The following is a 21,422-nucleotide window of genomic DNA, read 5'->3' on the forward strand; positions in this document are numbered from 1 at the left end:
GCATGGTGTTTAGTAAAAGTACTTAAGACAAAATGAGTGGGAAAATCATCGTTTTTTTCTTAAAAATCGCTTGCGTAGTGCTTAGGTAGGTATATACTCGCAACACTTTAAATAGGAGCAAAAAATGAGCAAAAAGAAACAACGTACACAAGGCCAAGTTGATACTGGTCGTGGTGTAATTAACGATAATGTGTACGCCGCAATGGTTACATCTAAGCTGTTCACCGCAAAAGTAGAGAAACCTAAAAAAGGTAAAGGTGCATATCAACGTAAGGCAAAACATGCAGGACGAGAGTCCTATTTAATCGCTGCTTAATTAAGTTGTGATCAAATAGGATTTTTGTGAAAGGCAAACACTGAGTGTTTGCTTTTTTTATGACTAAATTTCGTGTTAAGAATAATTTTCACTCAATTTTTATAGAAATTTTTACCTGAAAACTAATTTATTCGTTATATACCCATAATCGATACGATAATTATTATCGTCTACCCTCCCACAAGTGCTGCTTATTTTTTTGTACAAACCAGGAGGGCCGTGCTTTCCATGGTTAAATTATTGTTAATTATATGTTCATTTTTACTCGGTAGAATCATCCTCGTTTTTGCTTTTTGATAAAAATAATTAATTCTTTTTTAGTGCTTTTAACTAAATTGCACATCAAAAAGTGTGTTTATTTTACCCTTTAAAGGTAAACATAAGCTTGACGTAATAGCGCTTTGTGTTACTTTAAAGTTGGATTTGTAAAATAAATGTTATTAAAACTTTGGGCGGAGGGAGCGAATGAGCTCGCATAAATTAATAAAAAATGCCTTTAAACTGAGTGCGCTGTCACTAGGTTTATACGGCTTTACAGCACAGGCTGCGATTGATTGCAGCAACTTAGAAGTGTGGCAACAAGGGCAAACACATGTTGGTGGTGATCAGGTTCAGGCGCAAGGTAGCGCTTATGAAGCCAAGTGGTGGACGCAAACCAACCCTGTGGAGACTTCTGGTGTCGATCAAGAGTGGCGTTTATTGGGTGTCTGTGACAGCGTTGTCAATGAAAATCAAGCTCCTCAAATTAGCAGCTTAACACCCGCAGAGGGTTCTTTATTTGCCAGCAGTGACAGCGTTGTCATAAGCGCTGTCGCTACTGATCCTGATGGTAGCGTGGCAAGTGTTGAGTTTTTTGTTGATGGTACATCGCTGGGTGTTGTGACAAGCACACCTTACTCAGCGAACTGGCAAGCAACGCAAGGCAGCCATGTGATCAGTGCGGTCGCAACGGATGATTTAGGGCTAACCTCTACAGCGGTTGCACATTCAGTAAGCGTGTCTGATGACGTTGAGCCGGTTAACAAAGCACCAGTGGCAAGCATTGAATTTAGCTCACTGCCATCACAAGTAACGGTGGGTGACAGTGTGGTGTTTGCGCTTTCTGGCACTGATAGCGATGGCCAAGTGACTGCGTTATCGTTAACTGAAAACAGCACTGAAGTTCATCAAGCAAGTGCTGCTTCTTCAAGTTACACTTGGCAGGCTCCAGCACTTGGGCAATTTTCATTTACCTTAACGGTGACCGATAACGAAGGCGCGACGGATACACAAAGCAAAGTTGTTAATGTTGTTGAAGCAACAGAACCAGGTACAGATTGTAAACCACAAGGCTTATACCAAACACCGGGTGTGAATACCCCATACTGTAGCGTGTATGATGAAAATGGCCGCGAGAAAATGGGCGCCGATCATCCACGCCGAGTTATTGGTTATTTTACGAGTTGGCGAAATGGCGCCAATGGTCAGCCAAGCTACTTAGTTAACGATATTCCTTGGGACAAGATCACCCATATTAACTATGCCTTTGCGCATGTTGATGGCAATAACAAGGTCTCGATTGGTGATCCAAATGCAGCTGGCAACCCAGCGACAAACATGACTTGGCCGGGCGTTACAGGCGCTGAAATGGATCCAAGTTTTAGTTACACAGGTCACTTTAACTTACTCAATAAATTCAAAAAACAACACCCAGATGTAAAAACCTTAATCTCTGTAGGTGGTTGGGCTGAAACCGGTGGTTATTTTGGTGAAGACGGTACTCGCGTAAATAGCGGTGGTTTCTACACGATGACAACCAATGCCGATGGCTCTGTGAACCAAGCGGGAATTGATGCCTTTGCGAAAAGTGCCGTTGAGTTTATTGAAACTTACGGTTTTGATGGTGTCGATATTGATTACGAATACCCATCGTCAATGAATGACTCAGGCCACCCTGATGATTTTCCTATCTCTAATGCTCGTCGCGCAGGTCTTAACGCCTCGTATCGTGTATTGATGCAAAAACTACGTGAAGAACTTGATATTGCAGGTGAAAAGGCAGGTAAGCATTACTTATTAACGATTGCTTCGCCATCTTCAGGTTACTTATTACGTGGCATGGAAACATTCCAAAGCGTGAAGTATCTCGATTACGTTAACATTATGTCTTATGACTTACATGGTGCATGGAATTCACATGTAGGCCACAACGCAGCCTTGTTTGATACCGGTCTTGATTCTGAATTAGCGCAATGGGGCGTTTATACCACCGCTGAGTTTGAAGGTATTGGCTACTTAAATACGGATTGGGCTGTACGTTACTTCCGCGGCGCGGTCTCTGCAGGTCGAATCAATATTGGTATTCCATATTACACTCGTGGCTTTAAAGATGTGTCGGGTGGTACTAATGGTTTATGGGGCCAAGCAGCGCTGCCAGATCAATCAAAATGTGCTAAAGGGACTGGCGTTGGTGAGAAAAACCAATGCGGTAATGGCGCACTTGGCATAGATAACCTATGGCACGATAAGAACGATGTTGGTGAAGAAATGCCAGCAGGTTCGAACCCATTATGGCATGCGAAAAATCTCGAAAATGGCATTAACCCTTCTTACCTTGAAATCTATGGCCTAACGCCAGAAACCGATGCAGATGATGTATTAACGGGTACTTATACACGTTTCTACGATGATGTAGCAGTTGCTCCATGGCTTTGGAATGCAGAGAAAAAGGTTTTCTTATCAATTGAAGATGAGCAATCAATGGCAACGAAAGTTGATTATGTTATCAACAACGGCCTTGGTGGCATCATGTTCTGGGAGCTTGCCGGTGACTATGATTATGACTCAGCGAAAGGTGAGTACTTCATGGGCTCAAGCTTAACCACACTTGCTTACGATAAATTTAACCAAAGTGGTGTGGCTTACAACACTCATCAAGGCAATGTCGATTTCACCCTGCCAAGCGAAGCTGTTGACGTAAGCTTTACTGTGAAAGATTTCCCGATTGGTGATGATAACTATCCAATTTCACCTACATTCGCATTCACCAATAACTCAGATATCGACTTAAGCGGCGCGAAAATCAGCTTTGATGTGCCCGTTTCTACCTCTGCAATTTTTAAATCGAATTGGAATGCGCAAGAGAAACTCGGCATGGCTGTAGAAGCGAATGGCTCTAATGCCGCTGGCGATAATATCGGTGGCTTTGAAAATGAGTTCCATCGATTTTCAATCACCTTAGTGAATGAGTGGGGTGGTATCGAAAAGTCATTTAACACTGGTGAAACCGTTGAGGCGCAAGTTATGTACTACATGCCAATTACGGGCCCATCTAACTTCACTATTGAGAAAAATGGCAAAACCTACGCCTTTAAATTCGAATACCCAATGCTACCAGATGGCACAGCTGGCAGTGGTGATACTGGCGGTGGTGATACTGGCGGTGGCACCGGTGGTGATACGGGTGGCGAGGAAAACTGTAACGGTGTTGATGTAGCAAGCATCCCTGTATATCCAAACTGGCCGCAAACTGACTGGGCTGGTAACCCAAGCCATGCTGTTGGCGGCGACCTAATGAATCACAACAATGTGATTTACGAAGCAAAGTGGTGGACGAGCACAGAGCCAGGCACATCTGCTGACTGGACGGTGAGTTGCACGCTTTAACCAACTAAGCGGAGCAAGGACTTTGCTCCGCATTTCTACAGCGAGAACAACAATGAAAGTAATGAAATCAAAGGCATTGTCTTTATCGGCAGTGGCAACCAGCATGCTGCTTGCCTGTGCATCAAGCCATGTGAATGCCCACGGGTTCTTAGAAAGCCCAAAGGCACGCCAAGCATTTTGTAATGCCGATGGCGGTTACTGGTGGCCTGCAGATGGCACGGGGATCCCTAACCTTGCTTGTCGTGCAGCGTTTGTTGAAGCAGGGCATGTACAGTTTGTGCAAGACATTGAATTTTCGGCTAATACCATTGATTACACAAACCTAGAGGCTGTAAAGCAAAGTGTACCTGATGGCCGATTATGTGCAGCAGGCGACCCAGAAAAACGCGGTATGGATTTACCTTCAGCGCATTGGCAACGCAGTGAGGTTATCCCTAATGCAAATGGCGATATTTTAGTGCGCTTTTTAGCGAGTACACCGCATAACCCAAGTTTTTGGCAGTTTTATTTAACAAAACCGGGCTTTGATAGTGCGACTCAAGTGCTTACTTGGGATGACCTAGAGCTTATTGAAGAGTACGGCAATCTTGATTTTAGCATTGACGCTAACAACGACCGTTACTATGAAATGAGCGTGTCGATTCCACAAGGGCGCAGTGGCGATGCCATTTTATACACGCGTTGGCAACGAGATGATGCCGGTGGCGAAGGCTTCTACAACTGTAGCGATATCAATATCGTTGGCGATGCGACCCCGACAGAGCCAAGCGATTGGACAGCAATCAGCTACTTTGTTCGTCAAGGACAAGACGCTGAGGTTGGCGGTAGTGTGTCAGCTCGGTTATTTGATGAAAATGGCCAAGAGTTACTTACTCAACAAATGCAGATCACAGCTGATAATCAAGCTAATTGGCAGGCTGAATTTGCAGCGCTGTTAAACCTTAATTACGCGCACTTAGTTAATATTGGCGTGCAAAATAGCGCTGGAGATATTGCCTTTGATGCTTCTGATTTGTTGATTAATCAGGTCTTCACAACGAATGCAAACTACAGCTTTGCACTAAGCGTACAAGCGGCTCCTGACAATACCGCGCCGATAATTCATCAACCAGATGATCTTCAAGTCGAAGAAGAGAGCAGCACAGCGATACACCTGCACGCCTTTGATGATCAGCAAAGTACCTTAACTTATAGCTGGGATGTACCTGCACCACTGAGCTTTACGGGGAATGATGCCAACATCACGCTAAACGCCCCTGCTGTGGATGCTGATGCAAGTTACACCGTAAGTGTATCTGTGTCAGATGGCGAGCTCACAAGCCAAGTAAGTTTTACCGTGACTGTGCTTAATAGCAATGTGGTCGACCCTGATCCAGTTGATCCGAGCGTACCTGCTTGGAATAGCACAAGCCAATATAACACGGGCGATAAAGTGAGTTTTAACGGCGGAGTTTACAGTGCGAAATGGTGGAACCAAGGCGCACAACCAGACAGTAGTGATGCATGGCAGCTTGAGTCTGGCAGTGCATCAATCGAATGGAACAGCGGCAAAGCCTATCAAGGCGGCGACGAAGTAACCTATCAAGGACAGCGCTATCGAGCGCAGTGGTGGACCCAAGGAGATGTACCGGGTGCCAGCCAAGTATGGACAGAAATCTAAAGTTTTGTAGTTCAAACTTTATCAATAACAGCGTAACGCTATATAAAAACAGATAAGAGAGAATCATGAATATAAAACAATTAAGCGCAGCCATTGGTGTTGCACTCTTTGCAAGTGCAGCGAATGCGGCACCATCAACACCGACCATTATTTGGGAACCACAAGAGTACTCATTTGTTAAGGTTGACCTTGAAGGCACTGGTTCATATAAGAGCTTGGTGAACCGCGTTGATGAAGTCACTATCAGCATTGAATGGAACGCATGGAGTGGGGATGGCGGCGACAGCTACAAAGTGTATTTCGATGATATGTTAGTTAATGAAGGCTCGCTGGCAGCAGGCACTAAAAGTGGTGTTATTAGCTTCCCGTATGATAAAGCGGGTCGTCATACATTATATGTAGAACTATGTGAAGGCGGTACCACCTGTGCGCGCAGTGAAGGTAAGCCAATTGTTATTGCCGATACAGATGGCGGCCACTTAGCGCCATTGCCGATGGATTATGATCCAAATAACCAAGATATTGGCACTAAAGATGGCCTTGTAACCGGTGCCTACTTTGTTGAATGGGGTATTTATGGTCGCGATTTCGACGTAACCAATATACCAGCGCAAAACCTAAGTCATATCTTGTATGGGTTTATTCCAATTTGTGGACCTAATGATTCATTAACAGGCGGTCCTAAAAACGCGCTAAATACTGCCTGTGCGGGTTCGCAAGACTTTGAAGTGGTGATCCACGACCCATGGGCTGCGATTCAAAAAGCGCTACCAGGTGTTGATAGTAATGATCCAATTCGTGGTACGTATTCGCAGTTAATGGCGTTAAAGCAGCGCTATCCTGATTTGAAAATTTTACCATCGGTGGGTGGTTGGACTTTATCAGACCCATTTGCTTACTTTACCGATAAAGCAAACCGCGACACATTTGTGGCATCAATGGAAGAGTTTTTAAGAACGTGGAAATTCTACGACGGTGTTGATATTGACTGGGAATACCCAGGTGGTCAGGGTGCTAATCCAAACTTAGGTGACCCAGTTGCAGATGGCCCAGCGTATGTTGCGTTAATGCAAGAGCTGCGCGCGATGCTCGATAAGCTTGAAGCCGAGACAGGTCGTAAGTATGAGTTAACATCAGCGATTGGCGCAGGTTACGACAAAATTGAAGATGTCGACTACTCACAAGCTCAACAATATATGGATTACATTTTCTTAATGAGCTACGACTACTATGGTGCATGGAGCAATGTGACAGGCCATCAGGCTGCGCTTTATTGTTCATCGCATTTCCGCGTTGGTCAGTGTGATGGCACGGGTGTTGATGAAGAAGGCGTTCCATATAAAGGCCCTGCTTATACAACTGATAATGCAGTGCAAAATCTACTTGCGCAAAACGTACCATCGAAGAAAATCGTGGTAGGTGCAGCTATGTATGGCCGTGGCTGGGAAGGTGTTTATCCAGAAAACGCGACTATCGCTGATAACCCTATGACAGCACCAGGCAATGGCAAACTTAAAGGCACTACAGCGCAAGGTGTATGGGAAGACGGTGTTATTGATTACAAAGGCATCAAAACCTACATGTTGGGCGCTGCAGAAAATGGCATCAATGGGTTTGAAACAGGTTATGATGAACAAGCTGAAGCCGCTTATGTATGGAACCGTAGCAACGGTAAATTAATTACATACGATAACCGTCGTTCAGTTTTAGCAAAAGGTGCTTATGTTAATCAATATAATCTAGGCGGCCTGTTTGCATGGGAAATTGACGCTGATAATGGCGATATTCTTAATGCAATGCATGAGGGGTTGGGTGGTACAGTCACTGAGCCTAGCAATAGAGCGCCGGTTCTATCTGTATCAAGTACCGTATCTGTGAATGCGGGCGAAAGTGTATCTGTGACTGCATCAGCAACTGATGCTGATAACGATCCACTAAGCTTTAGCTGGACAGCTGACAGCGCGTTAACAGTAACCGGTGAGAATTCAAATACCCTTGCTATTACAGCACCATCAGTGACTGCTGATACGCAATACACGGTTGCAGTAAGTGTCAGCGATGGCGAGGCAAGTGTAAGCCGTAACGTTACAGTGAATGTTATAGCACCAACTACAGGTGAGAACCAAGCACCAGTCGTTGCGGCAATTGCTGATAAAACAGTGGCAGAAGACGCGAGTGTGGACGTGGCTGTTTCGGCATCTGATGCTGATGGCGATGCGCTTTCATACAGCTGGACAGTGCCAGCAGGCTTAACGTTAGTAGGCTCTGGTGCTGATGTGAGTTTACAAGCGGGCAGCGTTGATGCAGATACAAGTTATGTTGTGTCGGTTTCAGTAAGCGATGGTCAAACAGCAACAGCAGTGAGCTTTAATGTCACCGTGACAGATTCTGGTACAACAACTCCGCCAGATGGTGAAACCACATGGGATGCAGCAGCTACTTATGTTGGTGGTGATACGGTGATTTATAACGGCGTAGAATACACTGCTAAGTGGTGGACACAAGGTGAGCGCCCTGATTTAGGCGGCCCATGGGAAGCAAGTTCACAACCAACCGACGGTAATGGTGATGTTGTATGGCAAGCTGCGGGTATCTATAACGGTGGCGACCAAGTTACTCACCAAGGTAATAAATACGAAGCGAAATGGTGGACTCAAGGAGACGAGCCAGGTGTCGCGGATGTATGGAAAGCACTTTAAGTGTAATAACCACATTTAATGCCCATCATTAAAATGTGATTTCCCTTCAAAGCAGCCGTATGGCTGCTTTTTTGTGGGGGGAAGTAGGTTGGGTAGAACGGAGTGAAACCCAACACAATCCATATAAACCTCTCAAACTTCTTATCTTCAGACGCGCGAAACAAGTTTCACGCCTACGGATGAAAACATCAGGCGCTAGGCACTAGGTTCTAGGACGCGATGTAAAATCGCTGCTACAGACTCGTATCTCGTACCTCGCAACTTTACTCTTTCCCCTTGAAACTCGCTAACTTAAGACACTTCCCGGCTAAAGCCAGTCCTACGGGGGAAACATCAGGCGCTAGGTTCTGGGTTCTAGGACGCGATGTAAAATCGCTGGCTTTTAGTCGTTAGACGTCAGATGTCAGTTGAGCAGTGTGGGTGGTTAGATCGAGTCTTCTTCTCAGCGATTTAAGCCTTGTAGGAGGTACTTTAGTGCCGAATCAAATTTAAATAAGAGTTGTCAATCAGACGCGCGAAACAAGTTTCACGCCTACGAATGAAAGCATTACGCGCTAGGTTCTAGGACGCGATGTAAAATCGCTGCTACAGACTCGCACCTCGAATCTCGTACCTCGCACCTCGAATCTCGTTCCTCGTAACTTTACTCTTTCCCCTTGAAACTCGCTAACTTACGGTTTCCTTCTACACACATTGGTCTTTCAGACATTATCAACCATACTTGAATAATATGATCTGTAAGTATTAAAACTAAGGTGGCTTAATGGAGTTAAAAGCGCTGCTTTTACTTGTTGCTGTATTGAGTAACTCGGCTTTTAGCTGCGATAAAACCTTAAAAGTGGGGATTAGTCAGCAGTGGGCACCTTATGCTTTTACGCAAAATGGCAAGCTTACTGGCATTGATATTGATGTGGTTAATTTAGTGCTAAAAGAAGCAGGGTTTTGCGCTAAATACGTCATTATGCCTTCGTCAAAACGGGGCTTTGCTGAACTAAAGCATGGCAATGTTGATCTGTTGCCTGCGGCGAGTTATAGCAAAGAACGAGATGCATTTAGCTATTTTTCAGAGCCTTACCGTAATGAAGTGATGCGGTTATTTTGGTATCCGAACCCATTTTTAGAAAAGCTTGATCTGCAAGGCTTGCTTGAGCAACAACAAATTATTTTATCCAACAGCGGTAGTTATTATGGTCCCGAATTTACAAGCTTTAGCACTGGGGAAAAATATAAATCGCAGCTGATCACTGTCCCCTCGTTACGTCAGCGCGTCGCTATGCTTACGGCTAAACGGGTTGATTTTTTTATTGATGACGAATTAGCAGGGCTTTATTTAATTCAAAATAATCAACACAGTGGTATCGCCCTTCACCCCTATATAATACACAATAACAATGTGTGTTTGATGCTGAGTAAAGTAACTTTGGATGCTAATGAAAGAGCTGCTATTAACTCAGCAATTTTAAACAACCAGCAAGCGATAACGGAGATCATCGCTCGCTATGTTAAGCAATAAACTATCCCAAACACTAAATTATCCTAAACGAGTTACGCGCAGTTTAATGCGCCCTGCATTCGCGCCATAAAAGCGGTTTAGGTCGTTAGCAAAAGGGCAAAACTCGCCTGATTTAGCAATACGAATATCGGCACCTTCAGCAATTTCAAACAAATGATCGTCGTTGTTATCGATAGCGCCAATCAACGCAAACCACTGTGCGTGGGGTAATCGTCTAAACGGTTCAAGCACGGCCATTGGGATTTCTTTAACCCCAAGTTGAATATTGTCACGGTGCCAACCCGCAGGGCCGCAACTAATGCCGTCGTCATACCAAGTTTGCTCAGGATAAGGTGTAAATCGGTAAGTACCACCTTGCTCTAACATTAAGCCGGTGTGGTTGTATTTTTCGGCGCCATAAACAAACACATCTTTACTTTCGTCTATGCTCAGCACCGTCATATTTTGTTTATCAAGCGCAATATGCGGGCTTAAACCTTTAAAGCTTAAGCGAGTTTCGTCATTATAAAGGACGTCGTAGTGAAGGCTCTTTAACGATTCAGGACGATAGCTTGTTAAACGATTAATGCGCTCTGCTACTGTGTAATGAATAGTTGGCGCGAGCGCGCTTTGTTCGTTATCAACTAATACACAGCATTCGCGATCTACCAGTTTAAACAAAGGGTTAAACCAAAAATAGTTTTGCTGATGACTAAGTGCCAGCGAATCTGGGGTAACGGTAACATCATCTTGAGCAATGAGGTTACGATGCTCTTCTGGGAGCAAGGTGTTGTAATTGATATCCGCACTGGTAAGTAAGTTTAGTGCGACGGTTTGTTCAATCAGCCACTCAATCGCATAGCGTAGGCAAATGTCGGCTAAACCATCACGATAATAGCCGCCACCCACATCTGAATGAGCGCCCGCAAACCAGATCTCTTGTACATGCGGCGCACTATTAATAAGTGTAGGTTCAAATGCACGGCGCTTTTCATCAAGTGCCACGCAATGAAGAGCAGCTTTTATATTGCTTGCAAGTGTGTAGTTTTCAAAAATAACGTGCTCAGCACCGCGGGTTGCTTTTGTTACTTTTGAAAAACCAATAGATGCAACGGTATCAAATACACATAAGTAAACATCATCACTAATAAGTGGCTCTAAACATTTGGCAAAGCGCCTAGCAAGAGCAGCACCGCGGCTAAAACCAGTCAGAAGTATTTTATCACCCACAGTGTAGTAGCTTTTAAAGTCGCTCATAGCACGATTTAAAATGCTGGCAACATCATCGCCTCTTGGTGCAAGGGCTTGATTGAATAAACGTCGAAAGCGGCTACCTTGGGTGCCTATACCCTGATAATAAAAGCTAAGTTGAGTTGGAAATGGTGTTTCGGGTTCACTATTGAGTGCGCCACCAAAAAGTAAATGAAGTTTAAGAATATTAGATATACTGGCGTCTTCTTTGAAGTGTGCAGCGCTGAATTGTTCAGCATCACGAGGCTCGCTGCCTGTGCCATCAAAGTTGAAAATCAGCGTTTTAGCGGTCATAGCGTCATTCCTTTAGTGGTTTGTATAAACATACTCCCACTTTATGAAAATTAGAAGACAAATATGCGGCGCTTTAATGAAAAATGGGCTTTGATTTTCAAAGCCCATTTATATGCACTTAAGAAAATTAGCCGACTCTGGCTACGGTATGCTTTTGTAAAATTTCTAACAAAATCTCGTAGTCTTTCTCGATTTCGAGTAGCTTAAGTTGAATATCTTTTAGCGTATTGCCCTTACTTGCGGCCAGTACCTCTAGCTCAGTAAAGTGCTGGTGCAATTTGGCTGCACCCACATCGCCACAGGTCCCTTTTAGGGCATGGCTGGTGGTTGCAATCGCATGGTAGTCTTTGTCTTTGATTGCTTGTGTTAGCATCGTTATTTTTTTATGTGAGCTTTCTAAAAACATCTTACTCACTTTGTTTAAAAGCACTTCGTTATTCATTAAGCGGCCAAGGGCTGCTTCGCGATTCCAATGCTGTTTTTCTTCATCGATTAATTCTTCTTGCAGTATAGCGGGCGACTGATTTACCTCATGCACAGCAATCGTTTTTGGCGCTGTATGATGCTTAGGGTACGTTGATGCAACCCATTTCGCCGTAGTGGTAATCAATTTATCTGCACTGATAGGTTTTGTGATGTAATCGCTCATACCTGCATTTAAGCACTTTTTACGCTCACCGAGCATAGCATTGGCTGTCATGGCAATAATTGGGATCTCGCTATGGTACTCTCCACCAGCCCCTTTGCGTATTTGTGCCGCAGCATCATAGCCATTTAACACAGGCATTTGGCAGTCCATTAACACGCAGTTAAATGGGTCGCCTTCAGATGCACTGGCCAATATTTCAATGGCTTGCTGACCATTCGATGCCATTTCAAAACGCAGTGCCAAGCTCATTAATGTGCCTTTGGCGACTGCGGCATTAATATCATTATCATCAACAATGAGAACTTTAGCGCCTGCAATATCAACATCGACATGAATTTCCGAATCAGTCTCGCGACGCATTGGCATTGTATCTTGAGTTGGTTGCTCTTGAATAAGCCGCTCATCTGCAAATTTAAGTAAAAACTCAGAGATAAGCACAGGTTTAGACAACCGCGTAAAGGTGCAGAATTTAGCTTGCGGTGGTGGTTCGGTTGGGTTTATAAGCACCACTAATTTAAAGGGCAGGTTATGATCATAAGTGTTTTTACTAAAGCTATCTAACTTAGTAAGTAGGGGGTTACCTGGCTCTAAAATGAGCGTATCAAAAGGCATGTTATCGTTTATTTCAAAACTTTCTATATCAACATTCGTGAGCTGCCCACCGCAGTGAGATATGAGTTTTGTTAGGCTTCTTTCAAGCTCAGGCTGTTTAACTGACAGAGCAAAAACACTGCCTTTTAAGCGGCTATTTGGTTGGCGTTTTTCTACATTTTGAGTCTCTAATTTAATCGTAAATGTAAAAGTACTGCCTTTCCCTTCAGTTGATTCAAAGGAAATTTGTCCATTTAACAAACTAGCTAGCTGCTTACATATCGATAAACCAAGCCCTGTGCCTCCGTATTGTGCAGCCACACTATTATCGGCTTGGGTGAAAGCACTAAACAATTTATTTTGATTTTCAGGCGCAATACCAATCCCGGTATCTTGAATTGTGCAGCATAGCTCAACGTTATCATCGCTAAGTTGTTTACTCACAGCAGTAAACTTTATAAAGCCTGTTTTAGTAAACTTAATCGCGTTATTAATTAAGTTGGTAAGCACTTGCGAGTATCGATGAGGGTCAGTCATTATTGAGCTGTATTCAACATCGGCAATATCTAGAATAAACTCAAGGTTTTTCTCTTGTGCTTTAACAGCCATACTGCCACTTAAGCTTTCAAAAAACTTTATTGGGTTAAAGGCTTTTTTATCTAAGTCGAGTTTGCCAGCCTCAATTTTTGATAAATCAAGAATGTCGTTAATTAACACATTTAAGCTATTAACGCTTACCTCGGTCATTTCTAAATAATGCTGTTGTTGATTACTTAGTGACTCTCGTTTTATTAAATTGAGTGTGCCAATGATACCGTTTAGTGGTGTTCGCATCTCATGACTGATATTTGATATAAAAGCGCTTTTAACTTGGCTGGCTTTTTCTAGCTGGGCAGTTCTTTGTGCGACTTTCATTTCAAGCTCATTATTAATTTGTTTTATTTTATCGTTCGCTTGTTTTTCAGCTGTTGTGTCACGGATTATTATAGCTGTACCGTTATGCTGATGGTGGTCATCAAAAATAGCTGAAAAAGCCAGTGCTAAATGAGTGTGGTGTTGGCTAATCTGCTTATAATCAACTTCAATTTCATGCTGTATTCGTTCTGTTTTAACCTTGTTACAAACATCCATAATTTCAATATTCGGAAATAGGGTTAGTTTGTTTATATCAGCGCCTAGAACTTGCTCCCTTTGGAAGCCAAATAATTCGGTTGCTGCATTATTCCAACTTGATATCAAGCCCTTATCACTAACACCTATAATGGCATCTTTTGAGCCACTAATGATGGCAGATGATACTGCTCTTGCCTCGGCAAGCTCGCGATTACGTTTTAAATTTCGATTTAAAAAACCAAGTACAAACACCAAAAAAGCAGATACGCCCAACAAAAATGCATAAGTGCTGATCCTTTGCTCGCGTTCCATCGCATTAATTTCAAAGTGAGGTAGCATAATGTGGGCATCTATAAACCCTGTTTCTAAATCTCCAGTAAATGGAATGCGCTTAGTTAACGCTTCGTATTGTTGTTTACCAGCAAAGTTAGAGCTAATACTGAGTATATTTTCTAAATAGGCAGGTTCAGACTTATACACTGAGTCCCAGCGTTTGTTTGGTGCTAAGTCACGGCTAAAGCGAAAGTCTTCATTAGGGTGAACTAAAAAGTAGCCTTCGCTGTCTGTTAGGATCAATGAGTTTGGTGCTTGTACCATCGCATTAAGAGATGCAAATAACTGAGATGTATTAATGTTTGCAATAATCAGCCCATAGCGCTGCATATCTTCATCAAAAATGGGTAAGGCTATTCGCAGCATAGGCTTATATGGATAGTCGAGCTTTCCATATTCCCGGTTAAGTGTTATTGCTGATAAATACATATCACCCTGCGGTAATTGCGCACTTTGCAGATAGTAATCACGACCACTTTTATTTTGTAATTGATTATCGGCTTTAACTACAATGCCTCCAGCAGTTCTGTCTACCCTAATAAGTTCTTGTCCTGCTTGTTGTGTACTGATAATTCTCAACTGTTCAAACTCTGAGTTTGATTGTAAAAACGCGACAAATATTGTCTGTAAACGTTTTCTCCATTGCTCTGAGGTGGTGTTATCAAGTGGGTCATTGCCACCATTCGCAGCGGCTCTTGCAAGCCCTGCTATGGGTGGGGTGGAGTATAAAAAATGTAAGTCATTTTTATATTTGTTAATTTTTTCATGTACTTGAACGTCGATTGTGGCACTCGCTTCATGTAACCGCTCTGCTACATTGTTGTTGATGTTTTTGTGAAGCTGCAGCTCGAAAAAGAAAATAGCCGAACAAAAAATAACGGTAATAAAAAATATGGCAAGTGGAAGTAAAAAACGCCCTTCAGTTGAAGTTGTCTTTTTTGGGTATAAAGCTCCGCTATTCATAATTTAGCCCTCCATACCACAAAGTTTTTTGGTCGTATGGTTACAGGTAGCTCAAATGCATGGGCTGGTTTCAGTAAGAATGCAGACACAGCGGTTTCTCCCTTGGTGTTTGGCTTGATAAAGCGCTTTGTCGGCACAGCGAATTAGCTCGTCAGTGCTGATGGCTTCATGTCCAGGAAATGTTGCGCTACCAATACTAATGGAGAGAACTCCAGAGGTTGCATGTGGGTGTTCAATATTTAGTTCACGGATGTTTGCCAACAGCTTGTGAGCAATAAATTGTGCACCTTGAATATCGGTATCTGGCAAAACACATAAAAATTCTTCACCACCATAACGAATAGTGGTGTCTGTTGGCCGATTAACACTTCGTTTTATTTCATCAGCAACACGTTTTAAACATTCATCCCCTTGCTGGTGACCGAGTGAGTCGTTGTATTGTTTAAAGTAATCAATATCGAGCATTAACACCGAAAGGGCTTTATCGTTTCTAACAGCTAAACGAATGTTTTGATCTAGGGTATTTTGTAAAAATCGTCGGTTGTTTAAGCCCGTTAGGCTGTCGTGTTCACAAAGGTTTTTGAGCAAATCAGCTTGTTTTTTTAAGGTCAAATGCGCTTTTACGCGATTAAGTAATGTGACGCCATAAACCGGTTTTGAGACAAAATCGACGGCGCCAGCTTGCCAACAGCGATTTTGGTCATCTTGATCCATAATGGCGGTAATAAATATCACCGGAATATCTTTGTATTGGGAGTGTTTTTTTAATTGCTTGCAAACATCAAGGCCGCTCATGGTGCCAAGCATCACGTCAAGCAGTATTAAATCAGGCTTAACGGTCTCGCACAGGTGCAGTACGTTTTCACCGCAATCTGTTGTGTGGGTTTTATAGAAGGGTGAGAGCAAACTTTCTATTACGGTTGTATTAATTGGTTCATCATCAACAATCAAAATAACAGAATCATTTAGTTTTAAATCTGTGCGACTAGCTACCGGTTGCAAACTATTCCCTCCACGCGATGAATAAAGCATAGACCGGATTTTGGGATTTTCTACAACTTAAGACTTAAAAAATTATTTTTTATATTGGCGCGTCTGGTGAGATATGACTAGAATTTTTTAAAGATAGATTCTGAGGGCGACGGATATGCTTTTTTCTCATCATGAAAATTCACACAGTAAAATACTTGTTGTTGATGATGAGCCAACTAGTTTAATGATAATGGCCGAGTCATTAAGTGACCTTGGTGAGGTTGCTTGTTGCGATAATGGTGCTCAAGCGATTGAAAAAGCGATTTTCTTTCAGCCTGATGTAATCCTGCTTGATATTGAAATGCCCGGCATGAATGGTTTTGAAGTATGTAAAAAGCTTAAAAACAACCCAAAAACCGCACAAAGCCATGTGATTTTTGTTACCTCTCACAATGAGCAAATTTTTGAGTATCAAAGTTTTGCAAGTGGCGGAATAGATCTGATTCATAAACCTGTTGATTTGAATATCTGCCGGCTCAGAGTAGAAAACCAATTAAAGCTTAAACACCAAGAAGCACAGATATTAGCTGCAAAAAATGATATTTCGACACTCGTCGCTCAAGTGCCAGTGTATATATCTTACTGGTCAAAAACAGAAGAAAATCTATTTAGTAATGATGAAACCGCCCATTGGTTTACAAAAAGCAGCGAGCAAATGCTTGGTTGTTTCGCCAAAGATGTATTACCAGATGAATTGTATGAGGCTTTTCATCGCTGCTTGACTAAGGGCATAGAGCAAGAAGTTTTAAATATTCAGTTGCCTAGCCCTCGCAATAAGATTGAATATGTTCGAGCGCAAATCAATTTAAGAATAAAAGAGCAAGAAGTTGTAGGTGTTATTCTTACTCTTTCGGACATCACCTCAATTACCCATACAAAAAAACTGTTATCGAATGAGTCTGAACGTTTGCGGGTTATGCTTAATTCTATTGGTGATGCCGTAATAGCTACGGACAACAACGCAATAATTAACTTTATGAACCCCATTGCTGAGCGATTAACAGGTTGGCACGTTGAAGAAGCTAAAGGGCGCCATATTGAAGAGGTAATGAAACTCGTTGATGCAACATCAAACAAAACACTCGTTAACCCTATATCTGTCGCTCTAAAAGAGCAGCGCATAGTTGCTATGGCGTTAAATAGTCAATTAACCGGGCTTGATGGACGAGTATACAGGGTAGAAGATTCAGCTGCACCAATACGTGATGTAGAGGGTAACATTATCGGCGGTATTATCGTGTTTCACGATGTGAGTGAATCAATCGCGATGGCAGTGAAAATGAGCCATTTAGCAAATCATGATTTACTAACCGATTTGCCTAATCGGGTGTTATTACATGATAGGGTCACCCATGCTTGCAAGGTCGCAAGCAGCATGAATAAGAATGTAGCGTTAATGCTGATTGATATCGACCACTTTAAGTACTTAAACGACACTTTAGGGCATCACCAAGGTGACTTAATCATAAAGGATGTTGCAAAGCGACTTGAGTCTTTAATTGACTTAAATACGACATTGGCAAGAATTGGTGGTGATGAATTTGTAATTTTATTACCTGACGTGCAGAGCACCTCCGCGATAGATGCCATTGCCAGCGATATTATTAACACCATGAATGAGCCATTTCGTATTGATGGGCAAGAGCATATTCTATCGGTCAGTGTGGGGGTGAGTGTTAACCCTGCAGACTCTATACAAGCAGAAGAAATGATGACCCATGCAGATGCCGCTATGTACCGTGCTAAAGAGCAAGGGCGTAATCGGTTTTGTTATTACTCCGATGATTTAGAGCATCAGTTTAAACAGCGACAAAGCGTTGAAAAACTCTTAAGAAATGCCATTGAGCAAGATAAGATTGAGGTGTTTTATCAGCCGAAGCTTGAGCTTTTAACACATAAAATTATAGGTGTTGAAGCATTAGTTAGGCTTCGAGATAACGACAATAAGCTTATTTCACCATTGGATTTTATACCCCTTGCTGAAGAAACCGGACTTATTCATGCCTTGGGTAAGTCAGTGCTTAAGCAAAGTTGTGTAGCGGCTAAAGAGTGGGCTGACAAAGGGCGTAACATAAAGGTTGCCGTGAACATTGCTGCAAAACAGTTTACCGATGGTAATTTTTGTAATCTAGTTGCAGATACGATTGAACAAGCGGGGCTTGCTAGTGAACTGTTAGAGCTTGAAGTGACCGAAAGCGCATTGATGCATGATTTTGAAGAAATAAAAATCATGCTTAATAAACTCTCTGACTTGGGGTTAACCATTGCCATTGATGACTTTGGTACGGGTTATTCAAGTTTGTCGTATTTAAAACTCTTTCCCGTTGATGTACTAAAAATAGATCAATCTTTTGTTAGAGATATGCTCAGTGATACACAAAGTATGGACATTGTTAGAACCATCACCAGCTTAGCGCATACCTTGAATTTACAAATAGTGGCTGAGGGTATTGAAGAAAAACAACACTTAAATAGTTTAATCGATTTAGGCTGTGAGCTTGGGCAGGGGTACTATTTTCATAAGCCCATGCCCAAAGAAGAGTTTGATAAGCTATTAGGTTAAGCCATGGTGTGGCTGTAAAGGATGCCACAACCGATAAAAATAAGTGCAACACCGCCGATTGCTTCGGCTTTCTTGCCAACCCAGCCACTCATTACGGTTCCAAGTAGCGCGCCGATGGTAACCATAATTGTGGTTGCTAGGCCTATCATAGCGGCTGCTAAGTAAATGTTCACTTTCATGAAAGCTAGGCTAATACCGACTGTCATGGCATCGATACTGGTGCCAACGGCCGTTAGTAATGTGGCAATGAAAGAGCGCTTGGTATTCGGGGCAAGTTCCTCTTCGTTATCGCTATCCTTACGACTCTCAAGCAACATATGAACACCTAAACCCACTAACAGTACAAAGGCAACCCAGTGATCAAAGGCTTCAACGTAATCTGCACCGGCACTGCCAATTAGCCAGCCAACAATCGGTGCGATAGCTTCGATACAGCCAAACAATAAACCAAGCTTGACTGCACTCAGAACGCGCGGGTTTTTAAGCGTACTGCCTTTGGTGATTGAAGCTGCAAAAGCATCAGTCGACATAGCAAGCGACAAAACGCTTAGTGTAATAATATTCAATTTTTGCGCCCCACAAAAAGTGGGCATTATACGCGGCTAAGCCGTAAACAGATATGTTAATTTACGGCTCAAATAAGTAAGGGGCTTAATAAGCACTGTACTGATAATTATTCATTACAGTGCCATCTTTGGGTGCAAGTTTTGGCTCAAGTTTAATAAGCTCTTCATAAACATCAGGGACAAAAACTTTTAGACGCTCAGTACGGCGAAAGTGGTTAGGCTCATATTGCTCAACAAGTTTTAATGCGCTTGGCATATAGTCTGCGAGGGTTTGTGTGTTATAGCTTTGCTCCAGTGCTTGGTCGAGAATATCAAGCCCAGGTTTAGAAAAATCATGAGTAACTGCAAGGCTCATTAAAAACTCAACTGCTGCATTTGAATGCATGCTTGCATAAAAATACATATCGTTGTTTTGCATGTCTTTTAATGAAAAATCAAAGCCGTTATCAGCTAACAATTGCCATTGTACTAATGGTAACTTAGTAAATAGATAAAGATTTTCAGGTGCGGTTGGATCGACTCTGTTTTGCCAAATAGACGTCAATTGTTGAGGGTTTTCTATTGTTGCTGCAAGCAACATATTTGTCTGGTGGGTACTGAGTTTTGCTGTTTGGGTAATCGTTGCAACAGTATTAAGGTCTTTTTCGACAATTGCTTCTTTAAAGGCTTGATACTGCGTTGAGGTTTGATATTTATACTCATTTGAATGCAAGAATTGCCAATTATGAACTTGTACAGGGTCGATTTCTTGAAGCGTATTGGGAGTTAGTAAGCCTTGTTGCGCTTCGAGCGTTTCTAATTCTTCGAGTGCTTGAGAGCGTGTTTTTATCGCTTCTAGTGAATTGATCCGCTGATCTATCGTTTCACACTCAGGAGTTATTTTTTTGGCTTGCTGTTTTTGTCTCTCATAGGCACTGAGAGCTTTTGATATTGCAGAGTTATCTTTTTCTTTACGTTTAAATGCTTGGTTATTTGGGATTAGCTTTAAATCTTTGAACTGAGAAAAAGCATCATTAGCAACTTGGTCGCCAACAAATAAAAGGCTACTCGGTAAGAATGAAGATTTAAGCATCAGTAGCCTATCGTTTGGTGTGTCGCGCACAAGCTCGCCGTGAGCTCGATAACCTTTATTTTTTAGATAACTTAGTGTTTCTAAGTGTTTGTTCTCTAGTGGCTGCACTTCGCTATTTGAGCTGCCCTTTAGGTTTACAATGGCAATATCCATCGCTGTAAATACATTTGGCTGATTAGTGGGCTCAATACCTCGCTCACTTAACAACTTTAAAACTGGTACGTTAAATTCACTCACAGCCACATCAGCAAGGTTTAAATACAGTTGTTCATCCATAAAGTCATCACTCATTGCTGTAGGCGAGCCGCCTAGCTGTGCTGTTTGAGAGATGAGGGCTGTTAAATAATCATTAGGTAAGTTGCTTTTTAAAGCCACAGCAATGTCGTTAACAGTAAACTCTTTGCTGGATATTGCGTTTTCAAACTCAGTTAAACTAAGCGTATGAGCATTAGCAAGAAACAAAATAGATGGCGAAATGAGCCGTGATGGACCGATTTTAAACGGCGTTTTTAAATAGGTATTAAAATCATCGTTGTTATCTAATAGTTTGTACAATGCTGTTTTGTTTACTTGCTCAGATAATGGAACATTAAACATCATTGAGCCAGTATTTTGACTAAGGGGTCCATTAACTGCCGTTAGTTGGTTGATTGTATCAGCATCAAAATAATCAATGACATCAAGTCCTTGCCAGCTTTTTAAGATGTCAACTGATGAGGCATATTGAAATTGCTGTTCTGCATTCTCTTTGATTGCGTTAATAACTAAGGTATTGAATGAACGGTAAGATATTTTCACCAGCTCTGAATAACTTAGAATATCTTCAAGAGAGTCGCCGTCTTTTAATGCTTGTTTAATCGCCGCTTCTATTTGACTGTGATCAGCTGCTGCTTGAGTGGCTTTTACACTTTGTTGCTTACACTGGCGCTTGGCTAGCTTGAGTTTAGCCAGCTCTGATGCTTTGCTATTTGGCAGGCTTAATGGTTCAAAGAGGCTCGTAGCTTCATTTTGTTCAGCGACAGTAGCAGTAGATGTCGAGACTTCATTGCTTATTGCTTCGATGGGAGTGGGTTTATCTAATATCAGGTAGGCCCCAAAGGCACAAAGCCCTGCAAAAACGGTTAGCGAAATACCTTTTTTCATATTCAATCCATGGATTTATCTTGCCTGAAGTGTATGGCTT

Annotated in this window: 11 protein-coding genes; 6 read left to right on the forward strand and 5 right to left on the reverse strand. The window is 42.3% G+C overall.

Annotation, left to right across the window (positions count from 1 at the left end):
* Positions 1–124 precede the first annotated feature (124 nt).
* The 5 genes from arfA to AUR67_RS05485 all read left to right on the forward strand — a co-directional run bounded on the left by arfA (position 125) and on the right by AUR67_RS05485 (position 9,833).
* Positions 125–316 carry an alternative ribosome rescue factor ArfA gene (arfA, locus tag AUR67_RS05465; RefSeq protein ID WP_054563243.1) on the forward strand — a complete coding sequence of 64 codons (192 nt, stop codon included), beginning with the start codon at positions 125–127 and terminating at the stop codon, positions 314–316.
* Between the two features lie 465 nt (positions 317–781).
* A complete protein-coding gene (locus tag AUR67_RS05470) occupies positions 782–3,961 on the forward strand; it encodes a glycosyl hydrolase family 18 protein (RefSeq protein WP_058584463.1) in 3,180 nt (1,059 codons plus the stop codon).
* A gap of 52 nt (positions 3,962–4,013) precedes the next feature.
* Positions 4,014–5,621: a lytic polysaccharide monooxygenase gene (locus tag AUR67_RS05475; RefSeq protein ID WP_058584464.1), complete on the forward strand. Its 1,608-nt coding sequence runs from the start codon at positions 4,014–4,016 to the stop codon at positions 5,619–5,621.
* 65 nt (positions 5,622–5,686) lie between these two features.
* A complete protein-coding gene (locus tag AUR67_RS05480; protein ID WP_058584465.1) occupies positions 5,687–8,320 on the forward strand; it encodes a glycosyl hydrolase family 18 protein in 2,634 nt (877 codons plus the stop codon).
* A 763-nt stretch (positions 8,321–9,083) separates the two neighbouring features.
* Entirely contained in the window at positions 9,084–9,833 is a 750-nt protein-coding gene (locus tag AUR67_RS05485) for a substrate-binding periplasmic protein (protein WP_058584466.1), read from the forward strand.
* Positions 9,834–9,851: 18 nt separating this feature from the next.
* Here AUR67_RS05485 and AUR67_RS05490 read toward each other — a convergent pair whose 3' ends face one another.
* The 3 genes from AUR67_RS05490 to AUR67_RS05500 all read right to left on the reverse strand — a co-directional run bounded on the left by AUR67_RS05490 (position 9,852) and on the right by AUR67_RS05500 (position 16,008).
* On the reverse strand, positions 9,852–11,357 hold the full coding sequence (locus tag AUR67_RS05490; protein ID WP_058584467.1) for a T6SS phospholipase effector Tle1-like catalytic domain-containing protein: 1,506 nt from the start codon (positions 11,355–11,357) through the stop codon (positions 9,852–9,854).
* 127 nt (positions 11,358–11,484) lie between these two features.
* Positions 11,485–15,006 (reverse strand): ATP-binding protein, encoded by a 3,522-nt coding sequence (locus tag AUR67_RS05495; RefSeq protein WP_058584468.1) that lies wholly within the window; start codon positions 15,004–15,006, stop codon positions 11,485–11,487.
* Positions 15,007–15,057: 51 nt separating this feature from the next.
* A complete protein-coding gene (locus tag AUR67_RS05500; RefSeq protein ID WP_235591792.1) occupies positions 15,058–16,008 on the reverse strand; it encodes a diguanylate cyclase in 951 nt (316 codons plus the stop codon).
* 145 nt (positions 16,009–16,153) lie between these two features.
* On the opposite strand from AUR67_RS05500, the gene AUR67_RS05505 reads away from it, so the two are divergent.
* The gene (locus AUR67_RS05505; protein ID WP_058584470.1) at positions 16,154–18,601 is read left to right on the forward strand and encodes an EAL domain-containing protein; all 2,448 of its coding nucleotides are present in this window, start codon (positions 16,154–16,156) and stop codon (positions 18,599–18,601) included.
* Here the strand turns inward: AUR67_RS05505 and AUR67_RS05510 are convergent.
* The gene (locus AUR67_RS05510; protein ID WP_058584566.1) at positions 18,598–19,167 is read right to left on the reverse strand and encodes a manganese efflux pump MntP family protein; all 570 of its coding nucleotides are present in this window, start codon (positions 19,165–19,167) and stop codon (positions 18,598–18,600) included. The genes AUR67_RS05505 and AUR67_RS05510 overlap by 4 nt on opposite strands.
* A gap of 85 nt (positions 19,168–19,252) precedes the next feature.
* Positions 19,253–21,382 (reverse strand): hypothetical protein, encoded by a 2,130-nt coding sequence (locus AUR67_RS05515; RefSeq protein WP_058584471.1) that lies wholly within the window; start codon positions 21,380–21,382, stop codon positions 19,253–19,255.
* Between the last annotated feature and the right edge of the window lie 40 nt (positions 21,383–21,422).

This window comes from Pseudoalteromonas sp. XI10 (assembly GCF_001469895.1).
Lineage (GTDB): Bacteria > Pseudomonadota > Gammaproteobacteria > Enterobacterales > Alteromonadaceae > Pseudoalteromonas.